The sequence below is a fragment of the Streptomyces sp. NPDC053474 genome (genome assembly GCF_044544845.1).
Classification (GTDB): Bacteria; Actinomycetota; Actinomycetes; order Streptomycetales; family Streptomycetaceae; genus Streptomyces.
Map to the genome: position 1 here is coordinate 292,290 of NZ_JBITXV010000010.1, position 13,931 is coordinate 306,220.

A 13,931-nucleotide genomic window follows, 5' to 3' on the forward strand; every position below is an offset into this window, starting at 1 on the left:
CGCTCAGGCCCCGGCGGGCGGGGCCCCGCGGTCGGCGCCCGTCAGGCGCAGCTGGACCTGCACCTCCTGGTCGCCCGACGCCGTGCCCTCGGCCGCGGCGCTGAAGGCCCCTTCGAGCACCGCGCGCAGCCGGTCGACCGCCGCCGGGCCGCCCTGGAGGTCGGCGGTCACGGAGCCCGAGAGGAGCACTCCCGGCACCGGGCCCGGAGCCTGGGAGGCCTGGAAGGTGCCGGTCCAGACGGCGGGCCGGGTCGCCTCGGTCTGGCGTGGCGCGTCGTCTCCGCGGTCACCGCGGAAGTGCGCGCACAGGGCCCCGAAGACCGCGTCCGCGTCGGCGGCCGAGCAGTCGCTGAGCGCCACGTGCACCAGGTCGGGGGACGAGGGCCGCGGCTGCGGGCTCGGTGTGTCGTTCATGCTGTTCTCCCGTCGGATCGTGGATGGCTGAGGCGGTGTCACAGGTCGCGCAGCGCGGGCAGCAGCTCCTTCTCGGCCCAGTCGATGAACGGCAGCTGGTGGTCGCCGCCGACCTGGACGAGGGCGATCTCGGTGAAGCCCGCCTCCGCGTAGGGGCGTACCGCGTCGACGAACGTGTCGACGTCGGCGCCGCACGGGATCTGCTGTGCGACGTCCCGCGGCGTGACGTACTGGGTGGCCCGGGCGAAGCCGGACGGGCCGGGCAGTTCGGCGTTGACCGGCCAGCCGCCGACGCTCCAGCGGAACTGCTGGTGGGCGCGGGCGACCGCCGCGTCCTCGTCGGGGTCGTAGCAGACGGGCAGCTGGCCGACGCGGGGCTTGCCGCTGCCGCCGTGCCGGTCGAAGGCGTCGAGCAGCTCGGGCTTCGCCTCGGTGGCGATGACCAGGTCGGCGTGGCGTCCCGCCAGGGCGCACGACAGCTCGCCGGAGACGGCCACGCCGAGGGGCGGCGGCTCGTCCGGCAGGTCCCACAGGCGGGCGTTCGCCACGTCGAAGTGGGTGCCCTGGTGGTGGACGGTGTCCCCCGAGAAGAGCGCCCGGATGATCCCGACGGCCTCTTCGAGCATCTCCAGACGGACCTCCGGGGCGGGCCAGCCGCCACCGACCACGTGCTCGTTGAGGTTCTCGCCGCTGCCGAGACCGAGCCGGAAGCGGCCCTCGGAGAGCAGCTGCATCGTGGCGGCCTTCTGGGCCACCACGGCGGGGTGGTAGCGGACCGTCGGGCAGGTCACGTACGACATGAGCGGGATCCGCGAGGTCGCCTGCGCGGCGGCGCCGAGCACGCTCCACGCGTACGGGGCATGGCCCTGCTCCTCCAGCCACGGGAAGTAGTGGTCCGAGGTCACCGAGAAGTCGAAACCGGCGCCCTCCGCGGCGACCAGATGCTCGACGAGGGAGCGCGGTCCCGCTTGCTCGGTCATCATCGTGTAGCCGATTTTCACCATAATCTACGCTTTTGCCTCACTGGCTCGGCTGAAACCCACGAACCCTGATGGCGGACAGCACACGGCTGCGCCCCCGCCATCGGGGTACTTGGGTACCGAGTGGCCCCCACAGTCCGAAGTAGGCGGGCCGGAGAGGCGGCGTCCGGTGCGTACCGTGGGTGTGGAGGAGGAGCTCCTCCTGTTCGACCGTGAGAGTGGGGAGCCGCGGGCCCTGTCGACGGCGGTCCTGGCCCGCGCGGCCAGGGACACCGCCGAGCACGGCGGTGCGGAGGAGAGTGAGAACGGGGACTCCGGGGACTCCGAGGACTCCGAGGACTCCGGGGACTCCGGGGACTCCGGGGACTCCGGGGACGACGCCTTCGAGAAGGAGCTGCACGGCCACCAGATCGAATTCGCCACGCGGCCGCAGTCGGACATGGACAGCCTCTCCGCCGAGATCGTCCGGTGGCGGGCGGAGGCGGCCCGGCACGCCGGGGACGTCGGCGCCTCGGTGGCCGCCCTTGCCACCTCTCCCCTGCCCGCGAGCCCCTCCGTCAACGTGGGCAAGCGCTTCCAGTGGATGGAGGAGCAGTTCGGCCTCACCACCCAGGAGCAGCTGACCTGCGGCTGCCACGTGCACGTGTCGGTGGAGTCGGACGAGGAGGGCGTGGCCGTCGTCGACCGGATCCGGCCGTGGCTGGCGGTCCTCGTCGCGCTCAGCTCCAACTCCCCGTTCTGGCAGGGCAAGGACAGCCGGTACGCCAGCTACCGCAGCAGAGTATGGGGGCGCTGGCCGATGGCGGGCCCCACCGAGCTCTTCGGCTCGGCCGAGCGGTACGAGCAGCAGGTCAGCGACATGGTGACCACCGGGGTGCTACGCGACCGGGGCATGGTCTACTTCGACGCCCGGCTCTCCCACCGCTACCCCACCGTCGAGATCCGGGTGGCGGACGTGTGCCTCGACGCGGGCACCACCGTCCTGATCGCCGCGCTCTGCCGGGCCCTCGTCGAGACGGCCGCGCGGGACTGGCGCGCGGGCACGCCGCCACTGGGGCACGGCGTCAGCTTGCTGCGGCTCGCCGCGTGGCGCGCCGCCCGCTCCGGCCCGGACGGCACGCTCCTGCACCCGCTGTCGATGCAGCCGGTGCCCGGCCCCGAGGCGGTCCGCGCCCTGCTCGACTACGTACGCGACGCCCTCAACGACAGCGGAGACCTCACCCTGGCCCGCGAACGCACCACACGCCTCCTCACCCACGGCACCGGGGCCCACCTCCAGCGCGACCTCTACCGACGCACCGACAGCCTGCGCTCCGTCATCACAGAGTGCGTCCGCCACACCCAGACACCGCCCACATGACCTGCGCCCCAACCGCACGCCATGATCCCCCCGTACGCCTGTCGGGCAGCATCCCCCGCTCGTCAGCTCGGGGCACCCCGGACACTGCACGGGAGGGGCGGGGGGCGGGGCTTGCGGGGCAGGGGCACCTCCTCGGCTAAACGGCCGGGTGGACGATTCGTTAAGCAGTAACGGCGGTTCGAGTCCGCCGCTAACGCCGTGTTCGACTCAGTCCGCACGCCCAAGGACGCAACCCCATCAACGAGCAGCATCAGCCTGTTGAGCAAATGTTGACCTCTGCCTGATCGACTACGCGCAATGCCCCTTCGAGTACCAGGAGGACCATCATGATCAAGCGCGCAGTAGTCGGCACAGCGGCGGCCGCTCTTGTCGCGATCGGCGGCGGAGTCTCGCTCGCCCATGCGGGAACGGACAGCAGCATGGCAACGACCTCGACCGCCAACGCGGTCCCGGCGACACCCCACACCCACCAGGCCACCACGTCGGCCTGGTCTTGGGTCAATGGCGAGGCCCACCCGGACTTTGAGGGAGGTCCCCACGCGACCCCCCATTACCCCACGAACGTGACCGCCGCAGGCTGGCTGGACAAGCACCACGAGTACGTCCTCTAGCCCGGCAAACACGCCCCGCCGGTTCCCTATACCGGCGGGGCGTGCACACCTACAAAGCACCTTTTCCGCCCTGTGCGAGCCCAGTCAAGGCCCGGACGGGGCGGTGTCCTTACGCGGCACGCACGGCCCCGAACTCCGTGCTCGTTCTCAGCCCGTGACACCCGGTGCGCATCAGGAAGACCTCGAACCGACAGGAACCTCCTCGTATGCCTGTCGGGCAGCGGCTTCCCTCTCGTCGGCTCGAGGCCCCGGAGTTGTGCCGAGGGTAGGAGGCGGCACCTCCAGCGCGCGTGAGGGTGACGGGCGAGGCAGACGAACGCGGTGGACCGTCGGAGGCAGCCGGTAGAGTTGTTGAAGGCATCCGGAAGGGGGTGTGATGGAAGAGAACGAGCCCCAGTCGAGCGAGTTCTACACACCGCGTGGCTTGATCGAAGAGGTCGTTGAGCAGTTCATAGCGGGCCATCACGGCTCGTTCGTCAGTGATCCCGCCGTGGGTGGTTCGCAGCTCCTCGTGGACACGTGCACGAGGCTCTGGGAGCGTTTCCGGGATATTGCTCTCCATGACCACGCGGCGGCGTGCATGGAGACGGAACTCATTCGATCCCGCCTCCACGCAGCCGCTTACGGGCTGCGCACCGCAACTACCGCCGAGGAACGACGCGAGGCGGCCCGCGAGTTCCTGAGCGCGCTTGCCGAATTGATGGAGTGCCTGCTCGCATTCCTTGTGCACTCGTTGCTGCGCCTGTTGTCGGGGCTCCTCGGAAGCGGCACTGCGAACGATGTACCCGCGTGGACCCCCATCCCTCTAGAACGAACACCTGAGATCACGCCCTGCGGGCCCAACTCCGCCTTCCCCGTGCACATCCACCGGGGCGGGCACCACCGCAGCACGCTGGGGAGCGTCGCACTTGCGGCCTGAGTGACCCGCCGACCCTGCAAGGTCGGAAGGCTCAGATCATGTTTTCCCTGCCGGACACGGCCCCCTGGTGGGCTGTCTTGGCTGTCGTCGCGCTCGGAATCGTCACGTTCGGAGTGCGCAGTTTCGTCCGCGCCGTGCGGCCGCAGACGTCCGCGCATCGCAAGGAGCTGTTGCAGGAGTGGCAGCGCCAGCGCGAGCAGGAGCGCGCTCGTCAGCGGAAGGAGCTCGACAACCAGGAATGAGCCGCGTGGCTCCCCACGGCCGCTGGGCATGCAGAAGCCCCGTCCCCTGCCGGACGGGGCTTCTCGTCGCCAGCGAAGTCGCCCAAGCTCAGCTCGTAGACGCCTACGCCTCCTCCCGTCGACGCCACTCCACCCAAGCCTCAGCCGCCTCCACCATGACCTTCAACCAGGACGCCTGAGGGGCCCGCTCGCTGAAGTAGCGGTGCATCCGAAGACTGGCCAGGGCGAAGGCGTCGATAGCTCGCGGGTCGGCGCTCGTCCAGGCCGAGCAGCGAGAAGCCCAGCCTTCGGCGGATGTCGCCGTGTGTCCGGCTGAGATGAGCTGCACGACGGGCATCCGGGGTCGATGAACGCTGCACCACGGGTGGGCCATGACCAGTCCACGACCCACGTGTCCCGTTCGCCGACCATGACGTTGCTCGGGTTGATGTCCGAGTGGATCAGTGTGTTCCCGCGAAACAGAGCTGCCTCAGAGTCGCTGGCGGCGAAGCTGTCCCACCGGTCCTCCACCCAGTCCTTAGCGACCTCAGGGAGTTCCAGCCCCGCGACGTGGTTCAGAGCCTCAACGACCGCGTTCAAGTCTGACGACGACGGCTCAAAGCGCGATGCCCTGCCCTCGACGACTTCGAACCCGAGAATGATCCACCCGTCCTCGTCACCACCCGCGCTCCACTTCAACGCCGGAGAGAGAGGCTGCACGAACGGATTGATCGCCTGTTCCCGGAGGAGGGAGTCCTTCCGTCCTCCGGGAACGTTGAACATGGCCTTGGCGAAGAAGCGGCCCTTCTCGCCGTCGACAACTGCGGCGAAGTCCGAACTGAAGCCGCGGGCGGGCACGGATTCTGGGGGACGCAGTCAGGTCGGCATGCCTTCGCCTTGTCCTTGCCCCGCCGTGCGCCTTCGATGGAGGCGACCGCCCAAGACGGCGCGGGACCGCTCAGGATAGAGGCGAGCGAGGCGTCCAGGACGTTACCGACACCCATCCAAGTGGAGAAGACGCACGGGGACACCTCACCGTTGGGGCCGATCGAGGCCCGGCCATCACCGCACATACCACATAGGTTCGAGGCGTCCGGATCCTGACCGCCGCACGCTCGTCCGAACTCACGGATGCGGTCGACGCCGATCTCCTCCACGCCCATCTTCCGAAGGTCGCGCTTCGCGGTCCAGATGTGCCGCCTCTTGTCCCCGACGACGCCGACGCGGACCGGGATGCCCAAGCTGATCGTCTTGGCGATGTTGCTGCGTGTCCTGGCGTGGCTCGGGCGTCGGGTGACCTGGTTGTGCCTCTCGGGCTTGTTCGAGTAGTAGGAGGTCGCGACGGACATACCTTCTCGCTGGAGGAGAGACCACCACTGCTTCGAGACGTGAACCAGGTTGCTGTACACCTCCACATCCATGCCGAGAGCGAGGGCGCGCTCCGCCACCTCGATCGCGTGGGGGTACAGGGTGGGCTCACCTCCGATGAGCGTGACGCTGCTGACGCCGATCTCCCTCGACTGCTCCAGCACGCTGAACCAGTCGTTGCGGGTCATCACGCCGTGGCTACCGTCCGGTCCGGACGAGTTGTAGCAGTGCCCGCAGTTGAGTTGGCATTTGCGTGTCACGTCGAGCCACAGAGACTCGGCAACAGGAGTCCTTTCCTGCTTCGCTGCGATGGGCGTCACGTGCCGTCCTTCCCTCGTAGGGCTACCGCACTTGGCCCGGCTCCGTGCGAAGTGATCACCCCGCACGGGGCCGGGTGGCTCCCCTGCCCGGACTCGAACCGGGGTCTTCTGCGCGCGGCCCGATCCATGGAGCACTCCCCAGCCGCACGTTCGTTCTCAGCGCTCTTCCTGACTGAGCTACAGGGGACGGTCTGACTGCGAATCAAGGCCCTTCAGCCAGAGGCTTGATGTCCGGCGTCCGCGGATCGCGGTGGGCGTAGACCGCGTGGTCGTGCATGGTGATCAACACCGCCCTAGCTCCGTAGGGGGCGACCTCCTTCCCCGCCTGATGTGCCAGCGCGAGGAGTTGGGAGCACTCAGCGCTGGAGACGGGGTTAACCCCTCCGGGTCGGGGGCGAGGATGCTGGGGGTCATCTTCAGCAAGGCTTCGAGTTGTCTCAGCTCGTGGTCTGTAGGAGGTCGCAAGAGGCGACTCGACGGGTCTCCCACCTCATCCCCGACGGCCTGGACAACATGACCTTGGAGTCACAGAGTTCTTCGATGAACGCGGGCAGCCCGTTCGACCTGTCAACGACGGGCATCCCCTGCCTGAGCGTGAAATCAGCCATCACCGCCCCTTGCCTTTGTACGACGACTCCCATGCCCGGGAAGTCTCCCTGTGCCAGAGCTGGCTCGCAGGCTCGTACATGGACTCTGGAGACCTTGACCGAGCCGTCCACGCGGGGGACCGAGCACTGGAACTGTCCCGAGCGACCTCGTCGAAACGTCTCAACTCGATGCTGGACGGCATGCTCGCGGACTTCGAGCCGCACAAACGGGTACCCAAGGTGAAGCAGCTCGTCACGAACTGGGCCGCGTAGCTCTACCCTCAACCGCAGACGAGCCCTCGCCCCCCCATTGCGAGGGCTCATTCACCACGTTTGGCTACCGCCTCCGTTGCCCTCAGGCAGCGTCGTACCCATGCGCCTGGCCGCCTCGCCACTCCACCCACTGGAGCTCGTCGAGCAGTTCTTCCGCATCCTCGATGCCGACCCGGCGGAGGAACTCGACGACGCCCGCGTCCGAGCGCGCCAGCCCAAGGATCTGCCCCTTCACTGTGACGCGACGGCCGCCGGTCAGGCTCACGCAGTGCACGACGATCGGGGCGGGAGACATGTCTCCAGGGTGCGTCGCCATGGTCACTCCAAGACTTCGAGAGCGGTGTCCGGGCGGCACTGTGGGCAGGGTTTCGTGCTGCCCGACGTCAGGGCCTGGAGCGCCTGCTCGCGCGTGATCGACCGGGAGCCCGGGCAGTTCCTCCCGCTCCAGCATGAGCCGACGTGGACGTACATCGCCACGCCCCCGCCGACGGCCGTCTCCAGCAGCCAGCCCGGCGCCGGGGCCATGCGTACGCCACACCCAGGCACCACCCACGTGACCTGCGACCCAGCCGCACGTCACGCTCCTCCCCACGCTCACCCGCACGTCAACCCGCTGTAACCCACGGCGCCTTGGATGACCGACGCCGGTGCTTCCCACCGGTGCCCGTCCCCCACCCCCACAGGGAGATACTCCGTGCCCCACCCCACCCCGCGCACCTGCCTCGTCGCCCTCGCCACGGCGGCGACGCTGGCCGCGACGGCCCCCAGCGCGTCGGCCTCCGACGCGCCGCCCCGGCTGAAGGTGCTCACGTACAACGCCTTCCTGTTCAGCAAGACGCTGTACCCGAACTGGGGGCAGGACCACCGGGCCAAGGAGATACCGGCTGCCGGGTTCTTCCGGGGGAACGACGTCGTCGTGTTGCAGGAGGCGTTCGACAACTCCGCGTCCGAGGCGCTCCAGAGGAACGCCTCGGCGCTGTACCCGCACCAGACGCCGGTGGTGGGCCGGAGCAAGTCCGGGTGGGACGCCACCGGGGGCGCGTACTCCGCGCTGGCCCCGGAGGACGGCGGCGTCACGGTTCTCAGCAAGTGGCCGATCGTGCGCAAGGAGCAGTACGTCTACAAGGACGCCTGCGGTTCGGACTACCACTCCAACAAGGGGTTCGCCTACGTCGTCCTGGACGTGAACGGCACGAAAGTGCACGTGGTCGGCACCCACACCCAGTCCACCGACCCCGGCTGCTCGGCGGGCGAGGCGGCCACGACGCGCGCCAAGCAGTTCAAGGAGCTGGACGCGTTCCTGGACGCCCAGCGCATCCCGGCGAACGAGCAGGTGATGGTCGCGGGTGACTTCAACGTGGACGCGCACAGCCCGGAGTACGCCTCGATGCTCGCCGACGCGGGCCTGGCGCCCGCGGACGAGCGGACCGGGCACCCGTACTCCTTCGACACGCGGGACAATTCGATCGCCGCTGAGCGCTACCCGAGCGACCCGCGCGAAGACCTCGACTACGTCCTGCACCGCCAGGGGCACGCCCGTCCTTCGGGGTGGAAGAACGACGTGGTCAAGGAGCAGAGCACGCCCTGGACGGTGTCGAGCTGGGGCAAGCAGTACACGTACACCAACCTCTCCGACCACTATCCGGTGGTGGGTGGCTGACGGACAGGACCCGAGGGGTCAGGTGGTGCCCGTCCACGCGTCGGGCCCGAAGGCGCCCTTGACGTCGGAGGCGAGGGTGGCGGCGTTCACCCTCGCCTCCAGGGCGTAGACGGTGGTCTTGCGGGGGCCGCGGACGGTGAGGCGGACGGGGCTGTCTCCGGGGTGGGCGGCGAGGATCCTCTTGAGGTCGGCCACGGCCCGTTCGGTGACGCGGTGGGCGGGCAGGGCGAGCAGGACGGGGGGCCTGCCGCCGTGCTCGGCGGCGGACACGTCGAGCACCCTGAGCTCCCGGCCGAAGACGTTCAGGCTGCCGTCGCGGTCCTCGGTCTTGCCCTTGACGGAGACGACGTTGTCCTCGGCCAGGGCGTGCTGGACGAGGTGGTAGGCGGCGGGGAAGAAGAGGACCTCGATGCTCGCGTCGCGGTCGGCGAGGTGGACGACGGCCCAGGCGTTGCCCTGTTTGGTCACCTTGCGCTGGACGCCGGTGATCAGGCCGGAGAGCCGCACGTCGGCGCCGGAACGGCCGGAGGCGAGGAGTTCGGCGAGGGAGCAGTCCCGTGCGCCCGTGAGGATGTGCTCGGCGCCGTCGAGCGGATGGGCGGAGACGTAGAGGCCGAGCATCTCGCGCTCGGTGGCGAGGAGTTGTCGGCGCGGCCACTCCTGCGGGTCGAGGGGGAAGTCCAGGCCGAAGGACGGCGTCCGCGCGTCCTGCGCGCCCGTGGCCGCCGAGAACAGGTCGTCCTGACCGAAGGCGGCCGCCTTCTTGACCGGGGTGATCGCGTCGATGGCGTCCTCGTGGACGGCGGTCAGTCCCTTGCGGGTGTGCCCGAGCGAGTCGAAGGCACCGGCCTTGATCAGGGACTCCACGGCCCTCTTGGGCAGGGCGGGCAGGTCGGCCTTGTCGAGGAAGTCGGGGAAGGAGGTGAACTTCCCCTTGCGGCGGCGGGCGTCGACGACGGCTTCGATGACGCTGTCGCCGACGTTGCGCACGGACCGGAGTCCGAACCGCACGTCGTCACCGATCGCGGTGAACTCCGCGATCGACTCGTTCACGTCGGGCTGCAGGACCCGGACGCCGTTCTTGCGGGCGTCGGCCAGATAGACGGCGGCCTTGTCCTTGTCGTCGCCGACGGAGGTGAGCAGGGCGGCCATGTACTCGGCCGGGTAGTTCGCCTTGAGGTAGGCGGTCCAGTACGAGACGAGGCCGTATCCGGCCGTGTGGGACTTGTTGAAGGCGTAGCCGGAGAACGGCAGCATCACGTCCCAGAGGGCCTGGACGGCCTCGTCGGAGTAGCCGTTCGCGCGCATGCCGCCGTGGAACTTCTCCCACTCGGCGGCGAGGACCTCCGGCTTCTTCTTGCCCATCGCGCGGCGCAGCATGTCGGCGCCGCCCAGGGTGTATCCGGCGAGCTGCCGGGCGATGGCCATGATCTGCTCCTGGTAGATCAGCAGGTGGTGGGTGGAGCCGAGGATCGGGTCGAGGGCCTCCTTCAGCTCGGGGTGGATGGGGGCGGGCTCCTGCTTGCCGTTCTGGCGCAGCGCGTAGTTGGTGTGGGCGTTGGCGGCCATGGGGCCCGGCCGGTAGAGGGCGTTGGCGGCCGCGATGTCCTCGAAGCGGGTGGGTTTCATGAGCTTGAGCAGGGCCCGCATGCCGCCGCCGTCGAGCTGGAAGACGCCGAAGGTGTTGCCCTCGGCGAGCAGCCGGTACGTCCTGGTGTCGTCGAGGGGGATCACGACGGTGGCCGGGTCGCCGTCGCCCGGGTCGACGGTGGCCAGCTGGACGCCGCGGTTCTCGCGCACGTTCTCGATGGCCCGGTCGATGACGCCGAGGTTCCGCAGCCCCAGGAAGTCCATCTTGATCAGGCCCATCGCCTCGCACGACGGGTAGTCGAAGCCGGTGATCCGCGCGCCGTCGGCGGCGCGCATGTGCAGGGGGATCCGGTCGGTAAGGCGCGTCTTGGACAGGATCACGGCCGCGGCGTGCACGCCGGTGCCGCGGGTGAGGCCCTCCACGCCGCGCGCGGTGTCGATGACCCGCTTGACGTCCGGCTCGGTGTCGTACAGGTGCCGGACCTCCCCGGCCTCGGCGTGGCGCGGGTGGGCGGGGTCGAAGACGGCGGCCAGTGGGGCGGACTTGCCGTTCTGGTCCGGCGGGAGCGCCTTGGTGATGCGCTCGCCGTGGGCGTAGGGGTAGCCGAGGATGCGGGAGGAGTCCTTGATCGCGTTCTTGGCCTTGATGGTGCCGAAGGTGTTCACGAAGGCGGTGTACTCGTCGCCGTACTTCTCGGTGACGTAGCGGACCATGCGGTCGCGCTGGCGGTCGTCGAAGTCGAGGTCGACGTCCGGTGGGTTGATGCGCTCGGGGTTCAGGAAGCGCTCGAAGAGCAGGCCGTGTTCCAGGGGGCACAGCTCGGTGATGCGCGTGGCGTAGGCGACCAGGGAGCCGGTCGCGGAGCCGCGGCCGGGCCCGATGGGGATCCTGTTGTCGCGGGCGTAGCGGCAGATGTCGGCGACGACGAGGAAGTACGAGCTGAAGCCCATGGGGCCGATGACGGACATCTCGGTCTCGAAGCGGGCCATGACGTGTGCGGGGACCGGGTCGCCGTAGCGCAGGACGAGGCCTCGGGTGACCTCCTTGCGCAGCCACGACTCCTGGGTCTCGCCCTCGGGGACGTCCGGGAAGCGCGGCATCTCATCCACGTGGTCGAAGACCTCGTCGTAGGACTCGACGCGCTCGGCGATCAGCAGGGTGTTGTCGCAGGCCTGCGGGAGCTCCGCGAACAGCGCGCGCATCTCGGTGGCGCTCTTGAGGTAGTAGCCGGAGCCGTTGAAGCGGAAGCGCCGGGGGTCGTCCTTGTTCTTGCCGACGCCGATGCACAGCAGGGTGTCGTGGGCGTCGGCCTGGTCCTCCGTGACGTAGTGCGCGTCGTTGGTGGCGAGCAGCGGGAGCGCCAGTTCGTCGGCCAGGCGCAGCAGGCCGTCGCGGACGTCGCGTTCGATGTCGAGGCCGTGGTCCATCAGCTCCAGGAAGTAGTTCTCGCGCCCGAAGAGGTCCTGCCAGGCCGCGGCGGCGGCCTTGGCCTCGTCGTACTGGTGCAGTCGCAGGCGCGTCTGGATCTCGCCGGAGGGGCAGCCGGTGGTGGCGATGATGCCCTGCGGGCGCTCGGCGATCAGCTCCCGGTCCATGCGCGGCTTGCCCGCGGGGAACTGACCCTCGTAGCTGGCGCGGGTGCTGAGCCAGAAGAGGTTCCGCAGCCCTTGGACGGTGTGGGCCCACATGGTCATGTGGGTGAAGCGGCCGCCGCCGGAGACGTCCTTGGAGCCCTCGCCGCCGTCGCCGACGGCGCGGCGGCCGCCGGGCCCCCAGAACTCCTGCTTGCGCGCGAAGCGTGAGGACGGCGCCATGTACGCCTCGATGCCGATGATCGGCCGGATGCCGTCGGACTCCTTCGCCACCTGGGCGAATTCGTAGGCGCCGAACATGTTCCCGTGGTCGCTCATGGCGATGGCGGGCATCCGCTGCCGGGCCACTTCGGCGAACATGGGCCGCAGCTTCTGGGCGCCGTCCAGCATCGAGTACTCGGTGTGGTTGTGCAGATGGACGAAGGAGTCGGGCACGGGTGCGTCACCTCCGGGGCGCGGGGCAAGGCGCCCCCGGCTCCGGGCGCAGCGCGCTCCCGGAAAGCCGGTCTGGGCAACCTTTCGTTGACCCACGCCATCCAAGCCAGCGCCCGGCCTAGGGATCAAACAACCATCGGACCAGCGAGCCACAACCATGCGTTGTGTCAGTAGGCTGCGCGGTGTGGACCTCAACTCCGTACGCACCTTCGTCGTCGCCGCGGACGCCGGGCAGTTCCAGAAGGCGGCCGTCGATCTGTCGCTCACCCAGCAGGCCGTGTCCAAGCGCGTCGCCGCCCTGGAGGAGGAGCTCGGCGTGCGCCTCTTCGCCCGCACCCCGCGCGGGGCCCAGCTCACCATCGACGGGCAGGCGTTCCTGCCGCACGCCCGGGCGCTGCTCCTGGCCGAGGAGCGGGCGGCGGCGTCCGTGCGCCCGGGGCGGCGCGCCCTGCGCGTGGACGTGGTGGGCCGCCGGGTCGCCACGGCGGGCCTGGTGCGCGACTTCCACCGCGCGCACCCGGACGTGGAGCTCGACGTCGTCACGCTGTACGGCGTCGACGCGGCCGTGGAGGCCCTCGCGTCCGGCACCATCGACGCCACGTTCCGGGCCGTGACCACGCCGGGCAGGCAGCTTCCCGACGGCATCAGGGCCGTGCCCGTGCTCGACGAGCCGCTGCGCCTGTTCACCGGGCCCGCGCACCCGTTCGCCGCCGCGTCCTCGGTCACGCTCGCCGAGCTGGCCGGGCACCGCATCTGGATGCCGGGCAACGCTCCGGGCACCGAGTGGGCCGCGTACTACGACGCGCTCGCCGAGGCCTTCGGCCTGTCCATCGACGCCATCGGCCCCGACTTCGGTGTCGAGGCACTCCTCGACACGATCGTGGACTCCGCGACGGTCGCGACCTTCCTCAGCGAGCGCACTCCCCTGGTCTGGCCCGTCGGCCACGACCTGCGGCTCGTCCCCCTGCGCGACCCCACCCCGGTCTATCCGCACTCCCTGCTCTGGCGCGCCGACAACCCGCATCCGGCCCTGGCCACGCTGCGCGACCACCTCGTCTCCGCGCGCCCGGCCGGGCCGGACACCGGTGTCTGGAAGCCGGAGTGGGCCCGCTGAGGCCGGGACCGCGGGGCCCGGTGGCGCTGACTACGATCGACGCATGGCCCTCTTCAGCCTCGTACGCACCACGCCGCTCGGTCCCGACGAGGCGTGGCGGCGGCTGACGGACTGGGAGCGGCACGGCCAGGTGATGCCCCTGACCAGGGTCACGGTCTCCGGAGCCGGGGGCGCGGGTGCCCTGCTGACGGCGCGGTCCGGGGTCGGGCCGCTGGCGTTCGACGACGTGATGGAGGTGGTGCTCTGGCAGCCGCCGCGGGGGCGGCGCGGGACCTGCCGCCTGGTCAAGCGCGGCTCGTTCGTCACCGGGTGGGCCGAGATAGAGGTGGGTCCCGGGGAGGACCATGCGGGTTCGCGGGTGGTCTGGCGCGAGGAGCTGCGGGTGCGGTGGCTGCCCGGGGCGCTGGATCCCGTGGTGGCGCGGGCGGCGGCGTGGCTGTTCGGCCGGGCGGTCGACGCGCTGCTCACCGGGCGCTGACCGGGGCG

The 13,931-nt window shown here is 70.0% G+C and carries 14 protein-coding genes and 1 tRNA gene; 8 read left to right on the forward strand and 7 right to left on the reverse strand.

The features are described from left to right. Nucleotides 1-3: 3 nt before the first annotated feature. A complete protein-coding gene (locus ACIG3E_RS25000; RefSeq protein WP_399620413.1) occupies nt 4-414 on the reverse strand; it encodes a hypothetical protein in 411 nt (136 codons plus the stop codon). 38 nt (nt 415-452) lie between these two features. Next, nucleotides 453-1,418 (reverse strand): LLM class F420-dependent oxidoreductase, encoded by a 966-nt coding sequence (locus ACIG3E_RS25005; protein WP_399620414.1) that lies wholly within the window; start codon nt 1,416-1,418, stop codon nt 453-455. 145 nt (nt 1,419-1,563) lie between these two features. Between ACIG3E_RS25005 and ACIG3E_RS25010 the strand changes: the two genes are divergently transcribed. The 4 genes from ACIG3E_RS25010 to ACIG3E_RS25025 all read left to right on the forward strand — a co-directional run bounded on the left by ACIG3E_RS25010 (nt 1,564) and on the right by ACIG3E_RS25025 (nt 4,526). Next, nucleotides 1,564-2,754, forward strand: coding sequence for a glutamate--cysteine ligase (locus ACIG3E_RS25010; protein WP_399620417.1), 1,191 nt, complete (start codon nt 1,564-1,566; stop codon nt 2,752-2,754). A gap of 326 nt (nt 2,755-3,080) precedes the next feature. Continuing rightward, nucleotides 3,081-3,365, forward strand: a complete 285-nt coding sequence (locus ACIG3E_RS25015; RefSeq protein ID WP_399620419.1) for a hypothetical protein — start codon at nt 3,081-3,083, stop codon at nt 3,363-3,365. A gap of 376 nt (nt 3,366-3,741) precedes the next feature. Further along, entirely contained in the window at nt 3,742-4,284 is a 543-nt protein-coding gene (locus ACIG3E_RS25020) for a hypothetical protein (RefSeq protein ID WP_399620422.1), read from the forward strand. 38 nt (nt 4,285-4,322) lie between these two features. Further along, nucleotides 4,323-4,526, forward strand: a complete 204-nt coding sequence (locus ACIG3E_RS25025; RefSeq protein WP_399620425.1) for a hypothetical protein — start codon at nt 4,323-4,325, stop codon at nt 4,524-4,526. Between the two features lie 674 nt (nt 4,527-5,200). On the opposite strand, the gene ACIG3E_RS25030 is transcribed toward ACIG3E_RS25025, so the two are convergent. Together ACIG3E_RS25030 and ACIG3E_RS25035 are read right to left on the reverse strand one after the other, a co-directional pair. Then, entirely contained in the window at nt 5,201-6,193 is a 993-nt protein-coding gene (locus tag ACIG3E_RS25030; RefSeq protein ID WP_399620428.1) for a radical SAM protein, read from the reverse strand. 75 nt (nt 6,194-6,268) lie between these two features. Next, nucleotides 6,269-6,380 (reverse strand) — tRNA-OTHER (locus tag ACIG3E_RS25035). Between the two features lie 499 nt (nt 6,381-6,879). On the opposite strand from ACIG3E_RS25035, the gene ACIG3E_RS25040 reads away from it, so the two are divergent. After that, nucleotides 6,880-7,053, forward strand: coding sequence for a hypothetical protein (locus tag ACIG3E_RS25040; RefSeq protein WP_399620431.1), 174 nt, complete (start codon nt 6,880-6,882; stop codon nt 7,051-7,053). Nucleotides 7,054-7,135: 82 nt separating this feature from the next. Here the strand turns inward: ACIG3E_RS25040 and ACIG3E_RS25045 are convergent, their stop codons facing one another. Both ACIG3E_RS25045 and ACIG3E_RS25050 read right to left on the reverse strand, forming a co-directional pair. Further along, nucleotides 7,136-7,348 (reverse strand): hypothetical protein, encoded by a 213-nt coding sequence (locus ACIG3E_RS25045; RefSeq protein WP_399620434.1) that lies wholly within the window; start codon nt 7,346-7,348, stop codon nt 7,136-7,138. A gap of 23 nt (nt 7,349-7,371) precedes the next feature. Continuing rightward, nucleotides 7,372-7,578 (reverse strand): DUF6233 domain-containing protein, encoded by a 207-nt coding sequence (locus tag ACIG3E_RS25050; protein ID WP_399620436.1) that lies wholly within the window; start codon nt 7,576-7,578, stop codon nt 7,372-7,374. A gap of 169 nt (nt 7,579-7,747) precedes the next feature. Here ACIG3E_RS25050 and sph point away from each other — a divergent pair, with 169 nt between their 5' ends. Next, a complete protein-coding gene (gene sph / locus ACIG3E_RS25055) occupies nt 7,748-8,713 on the forward strand; it encodes a sphingomyelin phosphodiesterase (protein ID WP_399620437.1) in 966 nt (321 codons plus the stop codon). 18 nt (nt 8,714-8,731) lie between these two features. Here sph and dnaE read toward each other — a convergent pair whose 3' ends face one another. Continuing rightward, on the reverse strand, nt 8,732-12,331 hold the full coding sequence (gene dnaE / locus ACIG3E_RS25060; protein ID WP_399620440.1) for a DNA polymerase III subunit alpha: 3,600 nt from the start codon (nt 12,329-12,331) through the stop codon (nt 8,732-8,734). Nucleotides 12,332-12,515: 184 nt separating this feature from the next. Between dnaE and ACIG3E_RS25065 the strand changes: the two genes are divergently transcribed. Both ACIG3E_RS25065 and ACIG3E_RS25070 read left to right on the forward strand, forming a co-directional pair. Further along, nucleotides 12,516-13,445 (forward strand): LysR family transcriptional regulator, encoded by a 930-nt coding sequence (locus ACIG3E_RS25065; protein WP_399620443.1) that lies wholly within the window; start codon nt 12,516-12,518, stop codon nt 13,443-13,445. A gap of 43 nt (nt 13,446-13,488) precedes the next feature. Beyond that, nucleotides 13,489-13,923, forward strand: a complete 435-nt coding sequence (locus ACIG3E_RS25070) for an SRPBCC family protein (RefSeq protein WP_399620446.1) — start codon at nt 13,489-13,491, stop codon at nt 13,921-13,923. Nucleotides 13,924-13,931 lie beyond the last annotated feature (8 nt).

What these genes read in the sequence shown, in the direction of transcription:
- ACIG3E_RS25070 (WP_399620446.1), top strand. Translation starts at nt 13,489, where the DNA reads ATGGCCCTCTTCAGCCTCGTACGCACCACGCCGCTCGGTCCCGACGAG.
- ACIG3E_RS25040 (WP_399620431.1), top strand. Translation starts at nt 6,880, where the DNA reads ATGGACTCTGGAGACCTTGACCGAGCCGTCCACGCGGGGGACCGAGCA.
- ACIG3E_RS25000 (WP_399620413.1), bottom strand. Translation starts at nt 414, where the DNA reads ATGAACGACACACCGAGCCCGCAGCCGCGGCCCTCGTCCCCCGACCTG.
- ACIG3E_RS25050 (WP_399620436.1), bottom strand. Translation starts at nt 7,578, where the DNA reads ATGGCCCCGGCGCCGGGCTGGCTGCTGGAGACGGCCGTCGGCGGGGGC.
- ACIG3E_RS25005 (WP_399620414.1), bottom strand. Translation starts at nt 1,418, where the DNA reads ATGGTGAAAATCGGCTACACGATGATGACCGAGCAAGCGGGACCGCGC.
- ACIG3E_RS25045 (WP_399620434.1), bottom strand. Translation starts at nt 7,348, where the DNA reads ATGTCTCCCGCCCCGATCGTCGTGCACTGCGTGAGCCTGACCGGCGGC.
- ACIG3E_RS25020 (WP_399620422.1), top strand. Translation starts at nt 3,742, where the DNA reads ATGGAAGAGAACGAGCCCCAGTCGAGCGAGTTCTACACACCGCGTGGC.
- ACIG3E_RS25025 (WP_399620425.1), top strand. Translation starts at nt 4,323, where the DNA reads ATGTTTTCCCTGCCGGACACGGCCCCCTGGTGGGCTGTCTTGGCTGTC.
- ACIG3E_RS25015 (WP_399620419.1), top strand. Translation starts at nt 3,081, where the DNA reads ATGATCAAGCGCGCAGTAGTCGGCACAGCGGCGGCCGCTCTTGTCGCG.